19 protein-coding genes and 1 other RNA gene are annotated in these 22,510 nt (G+C 29.4%); 10 read left to right on the forward strand and 10 right to left on the reverse strand.

The window, feature by feature from the left end; all coding sequences use genetic code 11:
* Both L8X97_RS06370 and L8X97_RS06375 read right to left on the reverse strand, forming a co-directional pair.
* A partial coding sequence (locus L8X97_RS06370; protein WP_263662897.1) for a ShlB/FhaC/HecB family hemolysin secretion/activation protein occupies nt 1-1,218 on the reverse strand: 1,218 nt, incomplete at its 3' end.
* A gap of 10 nt (nt 1,219-1,228) precedes the next feature.
* A complete protein-coding gene (locus L8X97_RS06375) occupies nt 1,229-4,897 on the reverse strand; it encodes a filamentous hemagglutinin N-terminal domain-containing protein (RefSeq protein WP_263662899.1) in 3,669 nt (1,222 codons plus the stop codon).
* Nucleotides 4,898-5,061: 164 nt separating this feature from the next.
* On the opposite strand from L8X97_RS06375, the gene L8X97_RS06380 reads away from it, so the two are divergent.
* Nucleotides 5,062-6,690: a multidrug ABC transporter permease/ATP-binding protein gene (locus tag L8X97_RS06380; protein ID WP_263662901.1), complete on the forward strand. Its 1,629-nt coding sequence runs from the start codon at nt 5,062-5,064 to the stop codon at nt 6,688-6,690.
* A 9-nt stretch (nt 6,691-6,699) separates the two neighbouring features.
* Nucleotides 6,700-7,173, forward strand: a complete 474-nt coding sequence (locus L8X97_RS06385; RefSeq protein WP_133319039.1) for a GlcG/HbpS family heme-binding protein — start codon at nt 6,700-6,702, stop codon at nt 7,171-7,173.
* Between the two features lie 24 nt (nt 7,174-7,197).
* Here L8X97_RS06385 and cgb read toward each other — a convergent pair whose 3' ends face one another.
* Nucleotides 7,198-7,626: a single-domain globin Cgb gene (gene cgb / locus L8X97_RS06390; protein WP_133319038.1), complete on the reverse strand. Its 429-nt coding sequence runs from the start codon at nt 7,624-7,626 to the stop codon at nt 7,198-7,200.
* A gap of 190 nt (nt 7,627-7,816) precedes the next feature.
* Between cgb and L8X97_RS06395 the strand changes: the two genes are divergently transcribed.
* From L8X97_RS06395 to L8X97_RS06410, 4 genes are all read left to right on the forward strand, one after another.
* Nucleotides 7,817-8,821 carry an extracellular solute-binding protein gene (locus L8X97_RS06395; RefSeq protein WP_263661604.1) on the forward strand — a complete coding sequence of 335 codons (1,005 nt, stop codon included), beginning with the start codon at nt 7,817-7,819 and terminating at the stop codon, nt 8,819-8,821.
* A gap of 19 nt (nt 8,822-8,840) precedes the next feature.
* The gene (locus L8X97_RS06400) at nt 8,841-10,424 is read left to right on the forward strand and encodes an ABC transporter permease (protein ID WP_263662903.1); all 1,584 of its coding nucleotides are present in this window, start codon (nt 8,841-8,843) and stop codon (nt 10,422-10,424) included.
* A complete protein-coding gene (locus L8X97_RS06405; RefSeq protein WP_263662904.1) occupies nt 10,424-11,404 on the forward strand; it encodes an ABC transporter ATP-binding protein in 981 nt (326 codons plus the stop codon). Before L8X97_RS06400 ends, L8X97_RS06405 begins: the two co-directional genes overlap by 1 nt.
* 83 nt (nt 11,405-11,487) lie before the next feature.
* Complete coding sequence (locus L8X97_RS06410; RefSeq protein WP_263662905.1) at nt 11,488-12,711, forward strand: HD domain-containing protein; 1,224 nt, start codon at nt 11,488-11,490, stop codon at nt 12,709-12,711.
* 3 nt (nt 12,712-12,714) lie between these two features.
* Here L8X97_RS06410 and ffs read toward each other — a convergent pair.
* An RNA gene (gene ffs, locus L8X97_RS06415) (signal recognition particle sRNA small type) lies at nt 12,715-12,812 on the reverse strand.
* 52 nt (nt 12,813-12,864) lie between these two features.
* Here ffs and L8X97_RS06420 point away from each other — a divergent pair.
* A complete protein-coding gene (locus L8X97_RS06420) occupies nt 12,865-13,308 on the forward strand; it encodes a hypothetical protein (protein WP_263659559.1) in 444 nt (147 codons plus the stop codon).
* A gap of 10 nt (nt 13,309-13,318) precedes the next feature.
* On the opposite strand, the gene L8X97_RS06425 is transcribed toward L8X97_RS06420, so the two are convergent.
* The 4 genes from L8X97_RS06425 to L8X97_RS06440 are packed head-to-tail and all read right to left on the reverse strand — an operon-like array spanning nt 13,319 to nt 18,022.
* Nucleotides 13,319-14,944 carry a flagellar hook protein FlgE gene (locus L8X97_RS06425; protein ID WP_263662907.1) on the reverse strand — a complete coding sequence of 542 codons (1,626 nt, stop codon included), beginning with the start codon at nt 14,942-14,944 and terminating at the stop codon, nt 13,319-13,321.
* Between the two features lie 4 nt (nt 14,945-14,948).
* Nucleotides 14,949-15,956 (reverse strand): flagellar hook capping FlgD N-terminal domain-containing protein, encoded by a 1,008-nt coding sequence (locus tag L8X97_RS08430; RefSeq protein WP_220567070.1) that lies wholly within the window; start codon nt 15,954-15,956, stop codon nt 14,949-14,951.
* 50 nt (nt 15,957-16,006) lie between these two features.
* Nucleotides 16,007-17,680 carry a flagellar hook-length control protein FliK gene (locus L8X97_RS06435; protein WP_263662908.1) on the reverse strand — a complete coding sequence of 558 codons (1,674 nt, stop codon included), beginning with the start codon at nt 17,678-17,680 and terminating at the stop codon, nt 16,007-16,009.
* Nucleotides 17,681-17,683: 3 nt separating this feature from the next.
* A complete protein-coding gene (locus L8X97_RS06440; protein ID WP_133319030.1) occupies nt 17,684-18,022 on the reverse strand; it encodes a hypothetical protein in 339 nt (112 codons plus the stop codon).
* Nucleotides 18,023-18,149: 127 nt separating this feature from the next.
* Between L8X97_RS06440 and typA the strand changes: the two genes are divergently transcribed.
* Together typA and L8X97_RS06450 are read left to right on the forward strand one after the other, a co-directional pair.
* A complete protein-coding gene (gene typA, locus L8X97_RS06445; RefSeq protein ID WP_220567072.1) occupies nt 18,150-19,958 on the forward strand; it encodes a translational GTPase TypA in 1,809 nt (602 codons plus the stop codon).
* Entirely contained in the window at nt 19,958-20,590 is a 633-nt protein-coding gene (locus L8X97_RS06450; protein WP_263659562.1) for a poly(A) polymerase, read from the forward strand. Before typA ends, L8X97_RS06450 begins: the two co-directional genes overlap by 1 nt.
* Before the next feature lie 11 nt (nt 20,591-20,601).
* On the opposite strand, the gene L8X97_RS06455 is transcribed toward L8X97_RS06450, so the two are convergent.
* Nucleotides 20,602-21,342, reverse strand: a complete 741-nt coding sequence (locus L8X97_RS06455) for a carbonic anhydrase family protein (protein WP_263659563.1) — start codon at nt 21,340-21,342, stop codon at nt 20,602-20,604.
* A 117-nt stretch (nt 21,343-21,459) separates the two neighbouring features.
* Between L8X97_RS06455 and L8X97_RS06460 the strand changes: the two genes are divergently transcribed.
* Nucleotides 21,460-21,798 (forward strand): GNAT family N-acetyltransferase, encoded by a 339-nt coding sequence (locus tag L8X97_RS06460; RefSeq protein WP_263659564.1) that lies wholly within the window; start codon nt 21,460-21,462, stop codon nt 21,796-21,798.
* Between the two features lie 46 nt (nt 21,799-21,844).
* Here L8X97_RS06460 and L8X97_RS06465 read toward each other — a convergent pair whose 3' ends face one another.
* The gene (locus L8X97_RS06465; RefSeq protein WP_263659584.1) at nt 21,845-22,474 is read right to left on the reverse strand and encodes a protein-L-isoaspartate(D-aspartate) O-methyltransferase; all 630 of its coding nucleotides are present in this window, start codon (nt 22,472-22,474) and stop codon (nt 21,845-21,847) included.
* Nucleotides 22,475-22,510 lie beyond the last annotated feature (36 nt).

Raw genomic sequence — 22,510 nt, forward strand, 5'->3', positions numbered from 1 at the left:
CATGCCATTACTATTATTTTTATAATTAGTACCTAAAAAATTAACCCCATCGTCATAGATCTTGCCTAGGTTAATTTTGGTACTATAAATAAAAGTGTTATGAAAATTTCTAAATAAACCTTCTAAACCTATGCTACCTACATTAGAATGCTTATTAAAAGTTAAAAATCCAGCACTTGTATCACTAAGTATTTTATGATAAATACTTGAAGTAAAGTAAAATGATGAATTAGTATTAATCCATACAGGATAAGAAAAGTCTATACCGAAATTTCTAGAAGTACCATAAAATCCGGCATTTTCATAATCTTCTCCCAAGGAATAATTTCCTTTTGATACACTTGGAGTAATTTTTAAATTTCCTAAAAAGAAAGTATAACTAGCCCCATAGTTGATTTGTTTTTCATTGCTTGATTGTAAGTAAAAATTATAATAATCTCCCATATTAAGTATAGAATTAAATCCCATGCTGATGCCTATTCTATATTTGCCAGAACTTTCAATACCATAATTATCAGCATATAATAATACATTAGCCTTAGTATCAGGCACTACTTCTATAACTATATCAGTTTCTCCTACATTCTCTCCTGCTTGTAAGCCTGCTAGGGTTTGCACTCCATACATTTCATTGACTTTATATGCGCTATCTTCTATTAATTTAGTGGAGATAATTCTACCTTTAAGTTTTTTATCTAATTTATCTTTTATGAAATGATCTTTGATCGAGGTTTTGTTTTCTATTATGTGTTTTCCAAATACTCCTAAAGCAATGTTTAGTTCTATATTGCCATCTTCAAAATTTTGTTTTGGAATAAACACTGTTGCAGCAGGATAGCCATTAACTTGGAAATAATAAGCAACAATATTTGATACATCTTGCAAATCTTGGATATTAAATTTTTTCTGTTCATAATTTAATATGAGATTATGTAATTCCTCTTCTTCAATTCCTAAATTTTCAAAATCAATTCCTTTGTTTGTGATGTGAAAATTATAGTGAGTAAGTATTTCTTTTTCATAATGTTCTTGGTGTGTATTTATGATTTCTCTAGCATCTTGAAATTTTTCATAATTTTGTTCAGTTTTTAAATTTTCTTTTAAAGCTTTGTTTTGTGGTATATTTCTATCAGGGGATAATTCTATTATTTTTATATTGTCATTTGTAGCTCGTAAAGCACATGTTAAAATTAAGGTGCAAACAATAATCTTATGCATTTAACTTTCTTTAATTAGCACATGGGTTCATAGCTTTAAACCCATCGCTTACAATACAAGTTTTTTTACGAGCTTCTATATCAAGTTCTCCAATTTCTTTGATTATTATTTCATCTTTAACTAAATCATCTCCTAAAGAATTAAATAAAAATAAATTAGCAATATTGTCATTAATCATTGCAGGATAGTTTTGATTATTGTTTAGACTTGATTTTGCTTGATTGTTTTCTAGTGTAGGAATGCTAGGAATACTAGGTGTTAGATCAGTCCAAGGCAAATCAGGTTCAACCGGAATACTAGGTGTTAGATCAGTCCAAGGCAAATCAGGTTCAACCGGAATACTAGGTGTTAGATCAATGCTTTCTAAAATAGGTTTATATAAGTCATATTGATAATCTCCCATTATTAAAAAACTACCTTTATTGTGTTGATATTCTATTTTATTTTTAATTTCTGCTAATCCTAATTTGGAAGCTATTGTTTCTTGTTGTTTTTCTAGCATATTGATATTTTTAAGTAATTGAGCTAGCTTATTAGGATCTAGTGAAGAATTGTTTTTTATATAGTCATTATAAGATTTTTCTGCTATTTGAAGTTGTAATTTTATATTTTCCAATTCTTTTAGAAGTTGTTGTGAATTTAAAACTATATCTTTTAACTCTCCTTTTAGAATTTCTAATATACTTATTTTTTTCTCAATTGTTTTGTCTATATTTGATTTTATATTGTTTTGATAAAAATCTTTTACACCTTCTTCAAATTTATCATTATTTGCATTATTTAATCCGTTGTTTTGATAAGCCATTATAAAATCTAAACTTTGAACTATCTTCAAGGCTTGTGATTTATTATTTGCTGTATCTTTGATGAAGTATTTTGCCACAAAATCTACTTTTTCATCTTCTGTCATTAGATTATAATCTTTTTCTGCTAACATATCCAATAAAACATCAATATATATTTTATAATGCTGATTGATAAGATCTGCTAGAATTTCATTTTTGATGACATCTTCATATAAATCATCTTTACCAAGGATGGCTTCTTCTTGTATGATATTGTCTATATTTGGGTAATTAATTTCTATTTTATTTGAAAAATCTGGTTTTTTTGGTAGTTCTATAATAGGTCTTGTTATTGTATTATCTTTACTTAAAAAATCTTCAAATTTTAAATTTTTATTATCATCATTATAGGTATGAATATTAATTTTCATATCTTTCCGTAATTTTAAGTCGCTAAAAACATCATTAAAATCATTCTCATGATGATAAATATGTATATTCTTAAAAGCTAAATTTACATTTTTATCGTTATAGGCACTAATAAATTTTCCACTTAAATTTTTACCATCACTTGCAAAAGATTGTATTTGGGAGTCATTTTCAAAAAATAAATATATATTTTTAAAATCTAAATTAAATTTTTGAAACATTGAACGCCCTTCAATATATCCGATAAACCCAGCAGCATTGGCAAAGTCTTTTTGTCCATAAGCTTGTATATTTTTTATATCATATATGCTTATGTTAGAAAAACTTCCTTTACCTTCTTTTTGAATCCATCCTGCAAAACCTCCAACATTCACCATTCCGCTTTTGTCTTTTTCAATCTTGCCTGAAATAGTGTCAATATTTTTTATTGTGATATTTGAAAGAGATAAATTATCACTTCTATATCCTTCTATTTTTCCTGCAAAGCCACCGCTTGCAGCACGAGTGCCTTCCATGGAGTTATTATTAATGCTTTCTATTTTTTCAGCTTCTATGCTAATATTATCAAAAACACCTCCATTAGCAAAACCTACAAACCCGCCAGCATAAGCATTTCCTGTATCAAAAAAATCTTCTTCCAATGAGCCATCTTTGTTATCTTGACTAATGCTTTTTACATTTTTAACACGCACATTGATGTTTTTAAAATAAGTATCACCAGAATCAATACTTCCTACAAACCCGCCAGCATAAGTATGGCGTAAAGTAGTAAAAGTGGAGGTTATGTTGTTTATATCTAAATTTATATTTTCAAGATCAGCATAGCCTATATTACCTGAAAAACCACCTGTAACAAAACCTCCATTAATTTCATCAATTTGTCTTATATCGATATTGCTAAATTTTCCTCCCCATACTTCTCCGGCAAAACCACCCGTATATGTTGCTTTTGTTGTTTTATCATTAATAATTTTATTTATTTGTGATATGTTTATATTTTCAAATTTTCCATTGTTAATTCCACCTACAAAACCTCCAATATGTGATCTATTTTCAAGGCTAATACCGCTGATTTCTCCTATTGATTTTATATCAATTTTGTTAAAGTTAGCACCATTAACATATCCTATAAAACCTCCTGCGTAGAGATTGTTTTTATTTTGTGTAGAGATTTTAGAGATATTTTTTAACTCTATATTTTCAAATTTACTGCCACCACTTGCATATCCTACAAAACCTCCAGTATACATTGAGTTTGATAGAATAGAATTATTGTTATAATCAATTATTATATTTTTAAATTCAGAACCATTAGCATTTCCAAATATACCAACATATCTTAAAGAATCTGATAATACATTTGTATCTATGAATATATTTTTTAAAGCAAAATTTTGTCCGTCAAAAATTTTATTATAAAAGCTATTATCTTCTATAATTTCCCAATTATCATTGTAAATAGGATCTTTATATCCTACTATCATATTGGTGCAACCATATCCTTCTATACAGTAATTTGCATAGTTTTTTCCTTTAAAATCTATATCATTTGTTAGTCTGTATTCAACAGCTGTATTTCTAAAATCTTTTTTATTTTCATTCCAACCTTTGGCAAAATGCCACCAATCAACATCTGAAGATATTCCTACAAAATCATATATGTTAAAGGAGTTATTATTATGTTTTATATTTTGAAAATCAGCTTGTTTAAATTTATCAAAAACTGCAAAAGAATTAGGATCGTAGTAATATCCACTAGCATTTAAATATATAGAACCTCTTTCTTTAGCACTTACTTCTAATTTTGATAAAGAATTTGCGTTTATATTTGATGTATCAATGTCTATTTCGTTTCCTATAAGTTTGATGTTTTTTGAGTTGATTTTGGTTAATAAATCATTTGAATTTTTAATATTTGAATTTAATAAAATTTTATTTCCTATAAAGACAACTTCTTCAGCGTTAATATTTCCCATATTAACTACATTGCCATTGTTTTTATCTAATTTTATAATGGGTGATTGTATGGTGTTTGTTTTTCCATTTGCAAATTTTTGTATTTCATCAGAACTTATTGATGAGGTTGAAGCCACAAAGCGATTAGCATTGATAGTTCCTGTTTTAGTTATGATTACTCCATTAGGATTGATTAAAAAGACATTATTGCCACTTGCATTTAATAAACCTTCTATGGTGGATTTACTTGTACCATGAGCAATGTTTAGGTAGTTTTTGTTAGAGCCATTAAAATTTACACTTTCATTTTTGCCTATGCTAAATCCCCCCCCCCATTGTATTACAGAATTTTGCCCATTTCCGTGGATATTCATATGATTATCATTTATGCTAATAGAACCACTAGTTCCATGTGTAAATTTACCACCACTAGGTAGCGCTAGACTTTGATCAAATAAGATAGAAATAACAATACCAGATAAAAGAATATGGTTAGAAAAACTAGACATCAGCTATCCTTAAATAATTATTAATATCAATATGTAATTTTTAAATATATTATAACAAAATTTATTTATAGTTAAATAAAAACAAATAAACATAAACAATATAAATAATTTATTATGCATATTTTTGTTATATAATTTGCTTTTAGAGTTAAGGTTTAGATTAAATGAAATTTTTAGTTTTTTTATTTAAAGAAAGCAAATTAAAAATCATTCTTTTTTTGCTTTTTAGTATTTTTACGAGTATATTAGGTGTATTGACTTTAGTTTTTATCAATGAATTTTTATTAAAAGCTAATCTTGAAAACTCAAATATTATCGTGTATTTTGTGCTTTTGTTGCTTGTATTTTTTGCGAGTTCTTCTTTTGTAGAAATTGCTTTAAGCTCGTTTGGACAAAGTTTTATTTTTAAAATGCAAAGAAGGGTTGTAAAGCAAATTTTAGATACAAGTGTTTTGAGTATTTTAAATACTACTAAAGCAAAGATTTTGGCTTCTTTAAATAATGATGTGCGTAGTATTTCTTTTGGACTTTTAAGACTTCCTGAATTCATACAATCAAGTGTTTTGATTATTTGTGTAAGTGCTTATATAGCTTATCTTTCTTTAGAAATTTTCTTTTTGTGTTTTGTGTGGATAGTGTGTGTTTTTTTGGTGGATAATTTTTTGATGAGCAAGGTGTATTTTTATTTTAAAAATGCTAGGGAAAATGATGATGCTTTGCAAAAAAACTATCAAAATATTTTACAAGGGCATAAAGAATTAACCTTAAATCCTTTAAGGGCAAAGTATTATTATGAAAACGAGTTTGAAAAAAATGCTCTAAAAAAGAAAAAAAGCTCCACTATAGGAAATATTTTACATATCTTATCTAATAATTGGAGCAATAGCGCCATGCTAGCTTTAGTAGGAGTGGAGTTTTATATAGCTTTAAGCTATGAACTTGCTAGTTTGCAAAGTGCTACTACTATTGCTTTAAGTGTGCTTTTTTTAAGATCGCCACTTGGAGCTATGATAGGAAGTTTTCCTACGCTTATGATGGCAAAAATCGCTTTAGATAAAATTTCAAATTTAAATTTAGAAAATTATTCTCATGAGTTTAAAATTAGTCAAAATAAAAAAACTTGGCAAAAACTTTGTTTTAAAGATGTATCTTTTTCTTATAATGAAAATTTTGCACTAAAACCTGTAAATTTTGAGCTTAAAAAGGGCGAATGCGTATTTTTAATAGGGAAAAATGGTAGTGGTAAATCTACTTTTTCTATGATTTTAGCAGGACTTTTTATAGACTTTAAAGGGGATATTTTTTTAGATGATGAAAAAATAACTTCAGAAAATATTTATGAATATAGAAGTTTAATTAGTGCGATTTTTAGTGATTTTCATTTATTTGAGCATGTTTTAGAAGATGAGAAATTTAGCAAAGAGGACTTGGCATATTGGCTTGAAATTTTAGAACTAAATGAAAAAGTAGAGCTTGTGGAAAATACTTTTAGCACTATAAAGCTCTCGGCTGGACAAAAAAAGCGCCTTGCTATGCTTAATGCTTTACTTGAAAAAAGAGATATTTTAATATTAGATGAGTGGGCAGCTGATCAAGATCCTATGTTTAGAAAGTTTTTTTACACTAAGCTTTTGCCACTTTTAAAGCAAAAAGGCATTACAATATTTGCTATAACACATGATGAAGTATATTTTGACATGGCTGATAGAATTTTACTCGCACAAAATGGTCAAATTTGTGAATTAAAAGGCGATATTAAAGAACTAGCAAAAAATGCAGTAGAAAAATTTTAAAGGATAAAAATGAAAAAATTATTTATTTTATGTTTATTTTTAGGAGTAAGTTTGATGGCAAAATCTTTTGAGCTTGTAAAAGAGCCTGTTCTAACTTCGCAAATGGTTGAAGGGATTTTGGATCTTGCAAAGAAAGAAGCAAGAAAAAATGGCTTTCATGTAAGTATTACCATAGTAGATAAATCTGGTCAAATTTTAGCAGTTTTAAGAGATGATAAAGCAGGTGTGCATACGATTAATGCTAGTTATAAAAAAGCCTACACAGCCACTTCGCAAAAAAGAGAAACAGCAGTTATTTTTAAAGGTGTAAAAGAGGGTAAAATACCTGAAGATATTCGTTATTTAGATGATAAGTTTTCTATTATGCCTGGTGGGGTACCGATTTTTATAGATGGAGTTGTTGTTGGTGGTATAGGTGTGGGTGGAGCACACTTAGATGAGGATGTAAAAATAGCAAAAGCGGGGATAGCGTTTTTAAAATAGGCTTTGAAAAATCAAAGCCTATTGTCACTTAGCTTTTGCATAAATTTCTTTTTCAATGTTTATGTAAAATTGTGCGATAGCTTTGTAAGCTTCTTCCCAAGCTTTTAGTGTAGTTTCATCTGCATTTAACACTACTTTAATAGCCTTTAAAAGACAAGCACCTACTATAGGGTAATGCTCCTCTTTGACATTTAATTTTGTATGAGTGATAGCTACTTTATCAACAAAGCTTCTCATATTTTCTAAATTTTCTACATTTTTTGCTGCCATTAAAATAGCCATTGCTAAAGCTTTTGGTTGCTCGCCTGAAGCTTGTTTTTCCATATTAAACATAGGTTTTACTTCAGGATATTCTTCAAACATGATTTTATAAAATTCTTTTGTCAAAACTTCACCATTTTTTTGTAAAATTGGTACACAATCTTTGATGATTTGAATTTGCTCTTGTGTCATTTTATCTCCTTTGTATATTGTATTCTTGATGATTATATAAAAATAAGAGAAAAAATATCTTGATTTATGTTAATTTTGTATTATTTTATTTTAAATTGATTATGTATATCAATTTAAGTAAATATAAAGTGAATTATTAATATAATAATCCTTATCAATTTCAAAATTTAAAATTAAGGAAATTTATAAAATGAAAGCAAAAGTAGTTTTACTATCTTTACTAGCTGCTATGAGCTTAAGTGCTCAAGAGCTTACGATTTATTCTCATCGTCATTATGATTCTGATAAAGGAATTTTCAAATTATTTCAAGAAAAAACAGGTATTAGTGTAAATGTGGTGCAAGCTAAGGCTAATGAGCTTGCTAAAAGATTAGAAGTTGAAGGTAAAAATTCAAAAGCAGATTTATTTATGACTGCTGATGCGGGAAATTTAGAACAAGTTCGCACAAATAATCTTTTTGTTTCAGTTAGCTCGCCTGAGCTAGAAAAACTTTCTCCAAAAGAGCTAAGAGGTAAAAACAACGAATGGTATGCTTTTACAACAAGAGCAAGAATCATCATCGCTTCTAAAGATAGAATTAAAGATGGAGAGATTAAAACTTATGAAGATTTAACTGATCCTAAATTTAAAGGTAAGGTTTTAGTAAGAAGTTCAAATAATGTTTATAATATTTCTTTGTTAAGTGCTATGATAGATACTTTGGGCAAAGAAAAAGCAAAAGAATGGGCACAAGGCATAGCAAATAATCTTGCACGTACTCCAAAAGGTGGGGATCGTGATCAAATTCGTGCAATCTATGCAAAAGAAGGCGATGTGGCTATATCAAATAGTTATTATCTAGGACATTTAGCAAATTCAAAAAATCCTAAAGATGTTGAAGCCGCAAATTCAGTAAAAGTGATTTTTCCAAACCAAGATGATAGAGGAACACATATCAATGTAAGTGGTATAGGTGTTTTAAAAACTTCTAAAAATAAAGAAGCTGCGGTTAAATTTATTGAGTTTATGCTTTCAAAAGAAGCACAAGAAATTTTAACAAACCAAAATTATGAGTATCCAGTAAATAAAGAAGTAAAACCTGCTAAAATTTTACAATCTTGGGGCGAGTTTAAAGTAGAAAAGCCAAATTTCGAAGCTTATTGGGGTAATGCTAAAGAATCTTTAATGATTTTTGATGAAGTTCAATGGAAATAATTTTAAGGAAAAATAAAATTTGAAATTTTTAAGTTTAAGGTGGTCTTTTGCCACCTTTTTTTTCTGTAGTTTAATCATACTGCCTATACTTGCTATTATCTTACACCTTCCTTTTATAGATATTAATACCTTAAAACATTTGAGTAAAAATGTCTTACCAAGGTATATTTTTGGTAGTGCTTTTATATTGTTTGGGACTTTAGTGTTGTGTTTGATTATAGGATTAATTAGTGCTTATTTGATAGCTTTTTATAAATTTTTTGGCTCGAAATTTTTTGAATGGTTTTTGATTTTACCTTTGGCTATACCTTCTTATGTAATGGGTTTTGTTTGGATTGATTTGTTTGAATTTCAAGGCTTAATTCCCACGCTTTTAGGTGTTGATAGGCGTATAGATATCATGAATGCATATGGCGTGATTGTGATTTTATCTTTTGCTCTTTATCCTTATGTGTATTTTTTTGCTAAAAATACCTTTGCTTATGGACTTGGAAATATCATTTTAAGTGCCAAAACACTTAAGGCTTCTAATTTAAAAACATTTTTTAAAGTGATTTTGCCATTTTGCCGTGTGGGTATAGTGGGTGCTTTGCTGTTGGTGGCTATGGAGGTTTTGAGTGATTATGGTTTGGTGGCGTATTTTGGCGTAGATACTTTTAGTGCAGGAATTTTTAGAACATGGGGAAGTGGTGGCGATGAAGTCAGTGCTGTGGCTTTAAGCGTGGCTTTACTTGTATTTATCGCATTTTTAATGCTTTTAGAAAAAATTCAAAGAGGTAAAAAAGGCTTTAATCAAAATGTGTTTTTACCTACCCCAAAAGATGAGTTAAAAGGCTTTAGGGCATTTTTAGCCTTTTTATGGTGCTTTTTAGTGGCATTTTTAGCCTTTGTCGTGCCTATTATGTGGCTTGTTTATTGGGCTGGGTTTGATTTTATGCAAAATTTAAGCAATGTCTTAACACCTGCATTTTATAGTCTTAGTGTGGCTTTGGTGAGTTCTTTTGCTATTGTGGGAGTGGCATTTTATTTATGTTTTGTGGTGCGTTTAAATGATACAAAAGCTTCTAAAATCATTCTTTGGCTTACGACTTTGGGGTATTCTTTACCTGGAGCTGTGGTAGCTGTGGGAATTTTAGTGATTTTGGGTGTGTTAAATTATATTTTTGATCTTTTGTCTTTTGAGTATGCCATAGGTGGTGGATTTTTAGTGCTGTTTTTTGGATACTTTGTGAGGTTTTTAGCTTCAGGGATTTTTGCAACTCAATCAGGCTATGAGCGAATTTCTAAAAATATAGACTATGCAAATTTAACCTTAAAATCAAAACCACTTAAAATTTTCACTCAAATTCATTTTCCTTTGATGAAACATTATTTAGCTTTAGCTGTGGTGATTATTTGTGTGGATATTTTAAAAGAATTACCTATTTCAACTATACTTTCACCTTCAGGTTTTCAAACGCTTTCATCGCTTGTATTTGCTTATAGTGAAAATGAGTTAATTTACAATGTTTCTTTGCCATCTTTGATTATAGTGTTATTTGGGATTATCCCTACATTTTTAATGCATTATTTGCAAAATAAAAACAACCAAAAAGGACAATAATGGAAATCTTAAAAATTGACAATCTTTACAAATCTTTTGGAAAAACAGAGGTCTTAAAGGGAATTTCTTTGAGCTTAAAAGAAGGCGAGATTGTCAGTATTTTGGGAGAAAGTGGCTGTGGTAAGAGTTCTTTGCTTGGTTGTATAGCTGGTTTTTTTGAAATCAATGATGGTAGTATTTATATAGGGGATAAACTAGTTGCTTCTAAGAGTATGTATTTAGCCCCACAAGAGCGTGATGTGGGGGTTTTGTTTCAAGATTATGCTTTGTTTCCGCACTTAAATGTAGAAGAAAATATATGCTTTGGTATAAGCTCTTTAGGCAAAAACGAGCAAAAACAAAGGCTTGATGAGGTTTTGGAAATTTTAAATTTAAATACACTTTTAAAGCGCTATCCAAATGAGCTAAGTGGTGGGCAAGCTCAAAGAGTAGCACTAGCAAGAACCATAGTCGCAAGACCAAAAATCATACTTTTTGATGAGCCTTTTTCAAATTTAAATCACACTTTAAGCGTTAAAATGCGCAAAGAAATCAAAAATATTTTAAAAGAACATAAGCTTAGTGCTATTTTTGTCACACATGATAAAGACGATGCTTTTTATTTATCAGATAATATCGCTTTGATTAAGGATGGGAAAATTTTAGACTATGGAAGTGCTAAAGAGCTTTTTTATAAGCCTAAAAATATAGATAGTGCTTGCTTTTTGGGCGAGGCATTTTTTATAGATCCAAATACAATTTTGGATGAGAAATTCAAAGCATATTTGCAAAGTAAAAATGGCATTTTGCGCCCTAATGATATACAAATTTCAACTTCACAAACTCCTTTAAAGGCTAGCGTTTTAGAATGCGTGTTTTATGGGGATTTTTATGAGCTAGGCGTGAGTTTGGAAGGACATATTTTTAGCATTTATCATCATAAAGAGCTTAGTAAAAATGATGAGGTTTATCTTAAGTTAAGTGATATAGAAAGCTTTTAATCACTCTAATTCGTTTTCAAACATATCTAAAATTTGCTAAAGATTATAAAATAAAGTAAAATCACAGCAAAAAAAGGAAATAAATGATTAGTGTAGAATTGATAGAGCATATTTTTAAAGCTGCTTCTATATCAAGGTGGAATGATTATCCTAGAATGACAAATTTAGTCGAGCTTGATAAACAAGCACATAAATTTATCATTGCTTATTTCATTGCTAAAATGGAAAAAGATGTCAATATGCGTTTTATCATAGAAGCAGGAATTTTTGAGTTTTTAAGTAGGGTGGTAGTGACTGATATACGCCCTGATGTGTATCATGAGATAACGCGTGCAAAAAATGAGCAAGTAAGTGCTTGGGTGTTAAGTAAAATCGCACCAATGATTCAAGATATAGAAAATGGTGAGTTTTTAAAACGCTATGAGCTTTTTTTGCAAGGTAAAGATTGTGCAAAAGAAAGGCTTGTTTTAAAAGCTGCTTCGTATTTTGCGACAAGGTGGGAGTTTAATATAGTTTATCAAACTAGTTCATTTTTAAGTGATATTGATGAGATTAAGGCTAAGGTTGAAGAAGAATTAGAAGATTATTATGAGTTAATTGGCGCAAGAAAAATAGCCCTTAATCGAAAAATTTCTAAAATAATCGATCTAAGCGGACGCTTGCGTTTTCAAAAAAGATGGGCACAAACTCCAAGGATTCCAGAAACTGCGGTTTTAGGACATATGCTTGTGGTAGCTATTTTGTCTTATTTTTATTCTTTAGAAGTAAAAGCATGCGATAGTAGGATAGAAAGCAATTTTTATTGTGCTTTGTTTCATGATTTGCCTGAAAGTTTAACTAGAGATATCATCTCTCCGGTAAAATATGGCATAGATGGTTTAAATGAAATTATCAATGAGTATGAAATGAAACTTATTAATGAGAAAATTTTACCTTTTATACCACTATCTTTCAGGGAAGAATTTAGTTATATACTTGGTATTAGAGAAGGACAAAATGAAGAAAGTGCCTTTGTAAAAAATGAATTTGAAAATCGTATTTTTAATAACAAGCCAAGTGTTTATAGCGGTAGTTTGGATGCGGTTAATGAGGATCGTTTTAAGGCTATTGATGGAAAGGCTTTGAAGTATTGTGATAAGCTAGCAGCTTTTATAGAAGCGGCTTTATCGATTAGCTATGGAGTAAAGTCTAAAGAACTTGAAAGCGGTTTTGTGGGAATGTATGAGTATTTTAAAACAAATCCGACTATTAATGGGGTAAATTTCTTTAGAATTTGTGAGGATATTAAAGGGTATTTTAAACTTTAAAACCCTCTCCCAGATGACTGCGGCACACACTAAGTCTAAGTGCTCTGCTGTGTTCCCACCCTGAAGCGGTGCTTAAAAATAGCATTGCACAGGTCTAAGAGAAGGCAGTTGAAATAATATCTTAAAATATCTTAAAAAACATTGAGGTGAAGCATGTTGAGTATATTTGCAAATTTTTTATCTAAATTTAGAGAATTTTTTGTTCCCAGTCATCTGTCTTTAGAATTTAGAGCAAAATCTTTTGCGGCTATTATTGTGGCAAATAAAAATATAAAAGCAGAAATTTGGCAAGTTTTAGCTGATATTGCTAGTGAAATTTATCCAAAAGATAAAAGTAGGCAAGCAATTTTGGTGCAAACTTCTAAAGAATATGTAGATAGAGTTTTAAAAAATGAGCTTAGTTTGGATACTTTACTTAAAAATATTGCTTTGCTTTTGAAAAAAAATCCAAGATATATACAAAAGATAAAATTTGATAAACTTGAGCGTTTAATAGATAAAAATGAAGAAGAATCTTTGGTTCAGCTTAGGGTGTATGAATTTTTTGAGCAAGAGGTAAAATATATCTTAGAGCAAAAAAATATAAATAAAACATGAAAAGCTAAAATTAGCGTTTCATGTTGATTGCTTTTTGTATCATTTGATCGGCTGTTGTGATACTTTTACTACTTGAATCATAAGCTTTTTGTAGAGTGATTAAGTTAGTAAAAGCTACCGATAAATCTACATTAGATTGCTCTAAATAAGAACCTTTAAAAGTTGCTGTGCTGAAATTTCCATTAGCATCAAGTAAAAAAGTTGGATTACCGCTATTTCCTGTTTGCCCATAAAGATTTTCCCCTAGCTTTTCCAAGCCTTGTTCGTTTGTAAAATTAAACAAAGCAAGTTTTGCCATAGCTATTTGATCTCCATTGGTAAAAGTGGCGATGATAGTACCATCTGTGTTAATAGAATAATTATTTAAAAACCCCTCGCCCTTACCATCTGTTTGTGTATGCACTGAAGGTTGTTTGTTTTGTAAAGCATGAAGCCCATCATAGCCTGAATTTGGTATATTTGGATCATAATAAGAACCAAGATTTATATTAACCCTTGTGCCATTATTATCTACCGAATTTAAGGTGTTAGATACTAAAGCTCCAGATTCGTTAAAAGTGATTAAACCTTCAGTTGTTCCACCTATTTTATTGCCATCATTATCATACACTTGTGCAACAGCTTTGTATTCTAAATCTGTACCATTTTGCGGTAAAACTCTATCTAATTTAACTTTTACCCAACTAATAGATCCATCAGGATTTATTAATTTTGCAGAAAGTTCTGTGCTATCAGCTACTTCTTTTTCAACGCTTAAGTGAGATGATTCTAATTTGGCTGTTTCTAAATCGACTTTATCTAGTTTTTGATTGTCGATACTAAAAGCTAAATTTTCATCTAAAGTAGCTTGTAATGTTTGACTAGCACCCTTTTCATCAGTGATTTTAAAATATATAGTATCGCCAGGTTTTATACCATAAATTTGTTCATCTTTTACACTACCTGAAATTTTTACACTACCATCTTCATTTTTACTAAATTCAAATTTAGAAGCATCTACATCTACATTTACTGCTTCTGTTTTGGTGCTTGTGTCTAAATTTCCACTCCAAGTTATATTCTGCGTTGGTTGAGGTGGTAAGTAAAGATTTTTAGGTACAGAAATAGGTCCTTGAGTATTAACTCCGCCCATTTGTAAATTCTGTCCAGGTGTTCCACTCCAAGCTGTAGTGACTTTTTGTCCCATAATCTGACCAAACATATTAGAAACTCTATCGCTTAGTTGAATTTCTTGTAATGATGGATTCATAGTTCCAAGTACATAATTTCCATTTGAATCTACTAAAAATCCATTTGCATCAGGTTTAAAAGCACCATTTCTAGTATAATAAACCCCATTGGCATTACTTACACCAAAAAAGCCTTTTCCAGTAATTGCTACATCAAATTCATTATCAGTAGAAACTAACGGACCTTGTTCAAAAATATCATTAGTAGCTCCTGCTACACTACCATAACCAGTTTGACCTTTGTTATATGATTGTGTTGTTATGGTGCTATAAAATACATCTTTAAATGCCACATCAGAGTATTTAAAACCGACTGTATTGACATTGCTTATATTATGAGCGGTATTGTCTATACCATAACTTTGGGATTTTACTCCATTTACTCCATTGTAAAATGCTGTAAACATGATTTTATCCTGTAATCTCTTTAATATCTTCCCATTTAACCCAGCTACCGCCCATACCAACTAGAGCTTCACCTTCTTCAAATTTAACTCCAGTGATAGGATAAGCACCATAAGTTGAATTAACGGTTGTGCCATCTTCACCTATATAGCTTGCTCTTACATAGTATTTTCCAGATGGTACAGGACTTCCACTATCATCTGTTCTATCCCAAACGATTTGTTTCATACCAGCACTCATATCTTTAACACTCATTGTTCTTACAGGATCTCCTGCTTCATTATAAATAGTAAATGTTACAGGTGTGCTGTCTGATTTATAAGCTGAATCAATTTTTGCTGTTTTGATATCAACACTTGGGGTATGTCCTACTATTTTAAATGTTTGATCTTCTCCAACTACTGCTTGAACCGTTTCTTCTTGACCTTTGTCATCTTTTAATTTTATATGTATAGTTTCTCCAGGTTCAGCTATTTCTTTATCAACTTTACCTGTTATATCTAGTTTATCTTCGCCATTTTTCTTAAGTTCAAAACCTTCAATATCAATATCAGTCTTTTTACCTTTTTGTGGTTCTTGTGGTAAATACATATTAATTTGAAATTGTATATCATCATCTGCCACTACAAGGTAATTATCTTTAACTGTTGCAAGCTTTCCAACTGCAGCTAGTGCGCTCATACCTGTGCTTGCTGCAATAGAATTTTGTAGTTTTGTCATCGCAGTTACAAGTTGAGTCATGGTTTTATTAGTATTATCTTGCATTTCAAGTGCTGAAAGTTGTGCCGTTTGGGTAAGCATTTTTTCAGTATCCATAGGATCTGTTGGATCTTGATGTTGGAGTTCTATTAAAAGAAGCTTTAAAAACGCATCCTTGTCAAGTTCTGCCCCAGGGTTGTAAATCAACCCGCTATCACCTTCACCGGCTCTAGTGCTTCCTTTAGCATTTGGCATATCTTTAGTATTAAGCGTTGCTAAAGGACCTTGAAGGGTTTGTGTGTTTATATTTGACATAAAAATCCTTTTTTATATATTTTTAAAGCTCAAAGCAAAAAATATTCCATTTAAAAATATTTTGCTAAAACCATTTCTAAGCTCGGTTTTTCTTGAATTTCTTTTTCAAAATTCACCTTATCTTCTTTACTATTGTTGTTTTTTTGTCTTTGCGGATTGCTTTGTTCTTTTCTTTCTTGATTACTAAAATTCATTTCTAAATTTGTAAATCCCATATTTACAAGAGCATTTTTAAATTCAGCTTGATGTTGTATGAAAAGATTTAAGGTATTTTGATTAGAGTTAAAGCTAATATTTAAATTTGAACCCCTTTGGACTAAAGTTACTTCTACTTCTCCAAGATTATGTGGATTAAGAGTTATACTAAAGCGAGTTATAGGTGCTTTGTAGCTTTCTAGTTTTTCTTTAAATTCTTGGGCAAAATCATTGAAAGTTTCTTTCATAGGAATATTTTGATTTTTTATAAAATTATTAGAAACCCTATTCATTTCCCTTACATAAGAATTTAAATTTTCTTCACTATGATCATTTTCATCTTTTGAAAACTCTTTTGTGTGTTTAAAAATATCACTAAAATTATCTATATTTTGATTACTTTTATCTATTTTTAAATGTTTATCTTGAGGGGCCAATTGATTTTCTAAGTTAATTTTTAAATCTTGATTTTGATTTTGTATATTTTGAGTATTTTTTATATTTGTTAATTCAGCTTTTAAATCTTTTGAATTTTCTAAAACAGAACTTATTTTTTTACTAAAGCTATCTTCGCTAATAGTTAGTTTTTCATTCTTTAATATTTCTTTAAAATCTAGCTTTTCTTTTTCTTTAATATCTTTTTTTAGGTTTGTGTTTTGAGTAAGATTAATTAACTCAATATCACTTAGTTTTTCATTGAATTTTGTTGTTGTATTTTGGATATTTTTTGCGTTTTTTATTTCTTTTTCATCCTGAATTTGAATTTTTTCTACTAATTTTTCTTTAAAATCTATGTTTTGAATGTTTTCTTTTGCTTGTGTTTTTATATCTTTTTTTGGAAGTTCTATATTTTTTAAAGCAGAAGAAAGCAAAGACACACCTTCGTTTTCTTTGCTTTTTATATTTTTGCTTGTATTTGGTTCTTCTTTTAAAAGCTTGGTAATTTTTTGATTGATTAAATCTTGAAAAACATTAGTATTATTATTTTGTTTTGGTATTTCAAAAAAACCTTTTTTATCAAGATTTGGAAAGGCTTCTTTTAAATCTTTAATTTGTTCAAATTTTATATTTTTGATGTTTAATCCAAGCTCTTTTGCCACATTAAAAAGCTCATTAATATTTTTTATATTTTTTAGCTTGTGTAGATTTTTTTCAAGAGCTAAAATAGCAGTATTATCTTGGACAAGTTTGTTTAGTTTTATATCCTTGCTATCGCTTTGTAAAACCTCTAATAAAGAAAGAATTTGCATAAAATTTGCACCCTCAAAAAGCTTCAAAGCATCTTTTTCATCCAGCGGTATTTTATCTTTGACATCATCTTTTAAAATTTTATCATTAACTTTATCATCTTTTTGTAGAGTCTTGAAATCTTTTGGTAAACTTCCATCTTTTTCATTTATTGCTTGCAATAAGGAATTTAAAAATTCCTCGCCATCACTTTGTGAGCTAGTATTTTCTTTACTTGGGTTTTCATTCTGTGGAGTGATGCTTAGTAAGTTTAAAGCATCACTAGCTTGGATATTAGACATTAATTAACCTACTAAAAAATTATTTTTTGCTAAATTTGGAAATAAATTTTGTAATTGTGCTGCACAATCAAGTTTTAAATTTTCATGAGTAAGATTAAAATTTTTAAATATTACTAATAATTCTTCTATGTTTTTAGCATTTAAAACCGCATTTTCATTTTGCGCATCATCTAAAATTTCACTTACTTTGCTTGAAAGTTTTGCATAATTTAATTCTTTTTCTTCATTTGAATTTATAACTTCTAAATAATTTAAAAGTTCCATAAAATGCTTACTATTTAAAACTGAAGTTCCTTGTTTTTCTAAGTTAGCGTTAAAGATTTGAGTATTTAGGTTTGACATATTTTTCTCCTTAAAAATAATTCTTACTCAAGACAAAAGCAACAAGTGTTCCAATTTTTAAATCTTAATTTTTAAGCATTTTTTTTATATAATATTAGATTTTAAATTTAAGACTTTGGAGAAAAACTTGGATAATATTAGAAATATAGCTGTTATAGCTCATGTTGATCATGGTAAAACAACAATGGTAGATGAGCTTTTAAAACAATCAGGAACTTTTAATGAGCGTGAACAAATAGCAGAGCGTGTAATGGATAGTAATGATATAGAAAAAGAAAGAGGTATCACTATACTTTCTAAAAATACTGCTATTAATTATAAAGGCACAAAAATAAATATCATAGACACTCCAGGCCATGCTGATTTTGGTGGTGAAGTTGAGCGTGTGTTAAAAATGGTTGATGGGGTTTTGCTTTTAGTTGATGCACAAGAAGGGGTTATGCCTCAAACTAAATTTGTGGTAAAAAAGGCTTTATCTTTAGGGCTTAAACCTATTGTTGTTATTAATAAAATCGACAAGCCAGCTGCTGATCCTGAAAGAGTGATCAATGAAATTTTTGATCTTTTTGTGGCTTTAGAGGCAAATGATGAACAACTTGATTTTGCAGTAGTATATGCGGCTGCTAAAAATGGTTATGCAAAACTTGCACTTGAAGATGAAAGCACTAACATGGAACCATTGTTTAAGACTATACTTGAGCGTGTGCCTGCTCCAAGTGGTAGTGATGAAAATCCTTTACAGCTTCAAGTTTTTACTCTAGGTTATGATAATTTCGTTGGTAAGATAGGGATTGCAAGAATTTTTAATGGTAAAGTAAAGAAAAATCAAAATGTTATGCTTGCTAAAGCAGATGGCTCTAAAATCAATGGAAGAATTTCAAAACTTATTGGTTTTATGGGTCTAGAAAAAATGGACATTGAAGAAGCAGGGACAGGCGATATTGTAGCGATTGCAGGTTTTGAAGCTTTAGATGTAGGAGATAGTGTGGTAGATCCAAATAACCCTATGCCGCTTGATCCTTTACATATAGAAGAGCCAACTTTAAGTATAGTATTTTCAGTAAATGATGGTCCTTTAGCGGGTACTGAAGGTAAACATGTAACTTCAAATAAAATCGCAGAACGCTTAGAAGCTGAAATGAAAACTAATATTGCCATGAAATATGAAAGCACAGGCGAGGGTAAATTTAAAGTAAGTGGAAGAGGTGAACTTCAAATAACTATTTTAGCCGAAAATATGCGTAGAGAAGGTTTTGAGTTTTGTATGGGTAGACCTGAAGTTATCGTTAAGGTAGAAGATGGTGTTAAAACAGAGCCGTTTGAGCATTTAGTGATTGATGTGCCTGATGATTTTACTGGAGTAGTGATTGAAAAACTAGGTAAAAGAAAAGCTGAAATGAAAACTATGACACCAACTGGAGATGGTCAAACAAGACTTGAGTTTGAAATTCCTGCGCGTGGGCTTATAGGATTTAGATCACAATTTTTAACAGATACTAAAGGCGAGGGTGTGATGAACCATAGCTTTTTAGAGTTTCGTCCATTTAGCGGGGCAGTTGAAAAAAGAAATAATGGCGCGTTAATTTCTATGGAAAATGGTGTTGCACTAGGATATTCTTTATTTAACTTACAAGATAGAGGGGTATTATTCATTGATCCTCAAACAAAAGTATATACAGGCATGATTATAGGTGAGCATTCACGCCCAAATGATTTAGATGTTAATCCTATTAAAGGTAAAAATTTAACTAATGTTAGAGCAAGTGGTAGTGATGATGCGATTAAGCTTGTACCACCTAGAAAATTAAGCCTTGAAAGAGCATTAGAGTGGATAGAAGAAGATGAACTTGTAGAGGTCACTCCACAAAATATTAGAGTTAGAAAAAGATATCTTGATCCTACTCAAAGAAAAAGAATGGAAAAGGCTAAGTCTTAATGGATTTTGAAGCCATAAGACAAGCTTTAAATAAAAGACTCAAAGCTTTACAAATTTTAGCATTTGCTGAAGCTTTGGTTATATTTTTTCTTGCTTTTCAATTTAGCAAAGATGTGATTATAGCTTTGTTTTTTGCTGTTTTAGCAGGAGTTTTGTTTTTTAGAATTTTAGGAAGAAAGCTTATGTGGGGACGCAATGAGCTTGTATTTAAAATGTGTGAAGAATTTTTAAAGCAAAACAATGCTAAATTTGACAAACAAGGCTTTTATCAGAAAGATTTTGAAAAAATTACTTTTGATTTTTCTTTAAAAACTTATCATTCTCAAAATTCTTTTATTTTTGATGATTTTATTCTTTATGATGTGAAATTTAAAGATGAATTTGGGAATTTCTTTTGTGGAATTTTGCTTTATAGTAAGAAATTAAAAGAAGATATTAAGTCAAATGAAAGTATTTTTGAAAAAGTAAAGGATAAAGAATTTTCTACACAAAGAGTTTTGAAAAAAGATGATTATTTGCTCATAGCTAGTTTGAAAAATCCTTTTTTTGCTGATTTAAAAATTTCAAGCGAGTTAAATTTTAAACTTTTTAGAGCTAATTTAGAAAAAATTCAAGCTTTTATACATGATTAAGTTTAGCTTACTTAATCATTTTGTTCTAAATTATTAATTTCTTGTATTTTTAAATTCTCATTTTTTCCCATTAAATTTTGTATGATTTGAATTTGCTCTTTAGAGGCATAGCTTATGTCTTTTAAAACTATCCAAGTGATTTTTTGATTACAAGGCTTGTTGAGTTTATTTTTAAAGATATAAAAAGATTGAAGATTGTTTGGCAATAACTCATTAGCACTTAAGCCTTGAACATAAAGCTTATCGCCTTCTTTTTTAGGAAAAGCACGGATGATTTTTTTAATAAAAGGATTTTCCGCGCCTTCTTGTAAAAACAGCACAACCACTACTATATCGCCTTTTTGACTTACATGGCTAAAATGAATTTCTAAAGGATAAGATTTTTTATCAATAGAAATCTTTGATGGGCTATGAAAGTGAAAATGCGATAAATTATAAGCTGTATTATCTAGCACGATATGGCTTCCATTGCTTGCAAAATACATTTTTATGGTATAACCATCATTTATTAAACCAAAAGAATCATTTGAGTAGTTAAATTCTAAAGAATGATTTTTGTTTCTAGACTTTTTGCTATTTATATTAATAAAATCTTGATTTAAACCACTTTCACAATAAATCCAGTTTTTATCTAAATTTTTCCATTTGTCTTTGTCTATGAAATTTCCATGTGAGGTATTTTGAGGCATTTGCTCATAGGCAAAAAGCATGCTAGTAGTAAATAAGCCAAAAAGTATTCTTTTAAAACTCATAATATTCCTTTTTTAACATAATTATAAAAAAACATCCCCTATAAAAAGCTTATGTTTAAAAATAATTATATTAAAATTAAATATTTTAAAGAAATTACAGATAATATTAAGGATAAATTGATCGATATATGGGAGGATAGTGTGAAACATTCCCATGATTTTTTATCTGATTTTGATAGAGAAAAGATTAAAAATGATCTTTTAAATTCTCAAGTATTCTTTAGTTTAAATTATTTGATTTGTTATAATAAAGACAAAATGATTGGATTTTTAGCATTTGTGGATGATAAAATTGAAATGTTGTTTTTAAGTTCAAAATATTTTAACAAAGGTATAGACACTACTTTAATATCTAAAGCCATAAATGATTATCATTTGAAATATGTTGAAGTAAATAAAGATAATTATAAGGCGTATAAATTTTTATCAGAAAAATGGTTTTTTACAAGAGGGTGAATATAAAGATGAATATGGTTTTATTATTTTAAAAATGAAATTTTAACTATTCTTTACCATCTTTAATAGGTACAAAAAGGCATTCATCTAAAATTTCTTTGCTAATCTCACCATCTTTTTTGGTAAATTTAGTGATGAATTGTTGATTTCCTATGAGTAAAGGAGCTACTAAAATTCCATTGTTTTCAAGTTGATCAAATAATACATTTGGAATATGCTCTATATAAGCTGAGAGTAAAATTCTATCATAAGGTGCATAATTTTTCCAACCATTTTGCCCATCATCAAATTTTACATGAATATTAGCATAGTTTAGTTTTTTAAATTTTTCTATAGCACTAATTGCAAGTTTTTCAATGCGCTCTATGGTAAAAACTCTTCTAATAAGCTTACTTAAAATCGCAGCTTGATACCCGCTACCACAACCTATTTCTAAAACACTATCAGCATCTTTAAAATCAAGTGCCATAGTCATTTTAGCCACGGTTAAAGGCGAGCTTATCCATTGATTACCCATTAAAGGAAGCGCATCAAGTCTATAAGCATGCATTTTTAAAGGTGAAAAAATTTCTCTTGGAGTAGAACAAAAAGCTTCAAATAATTCTTCATTAATGAAAGTGTTTTTGCGAATTTCTTCTGCCATAGTTTGACATTGTTTTTGTTCAAATATATGAATCAATAAGCACTCCTTGATAAAAAGTGTTATTTTATC

Origin of the sequence: Campylobacter sp. CNRCH_2013_0671h, assembly GCF_025773055.1 — a bacterium.
GTDB classification, from domain to species: Bacteria; Campylobacterota; Campylobacteria; order Campylobacterales; family Campylobacteraceae; genus Campylobacter_D; species Campylobacter_D lari_D.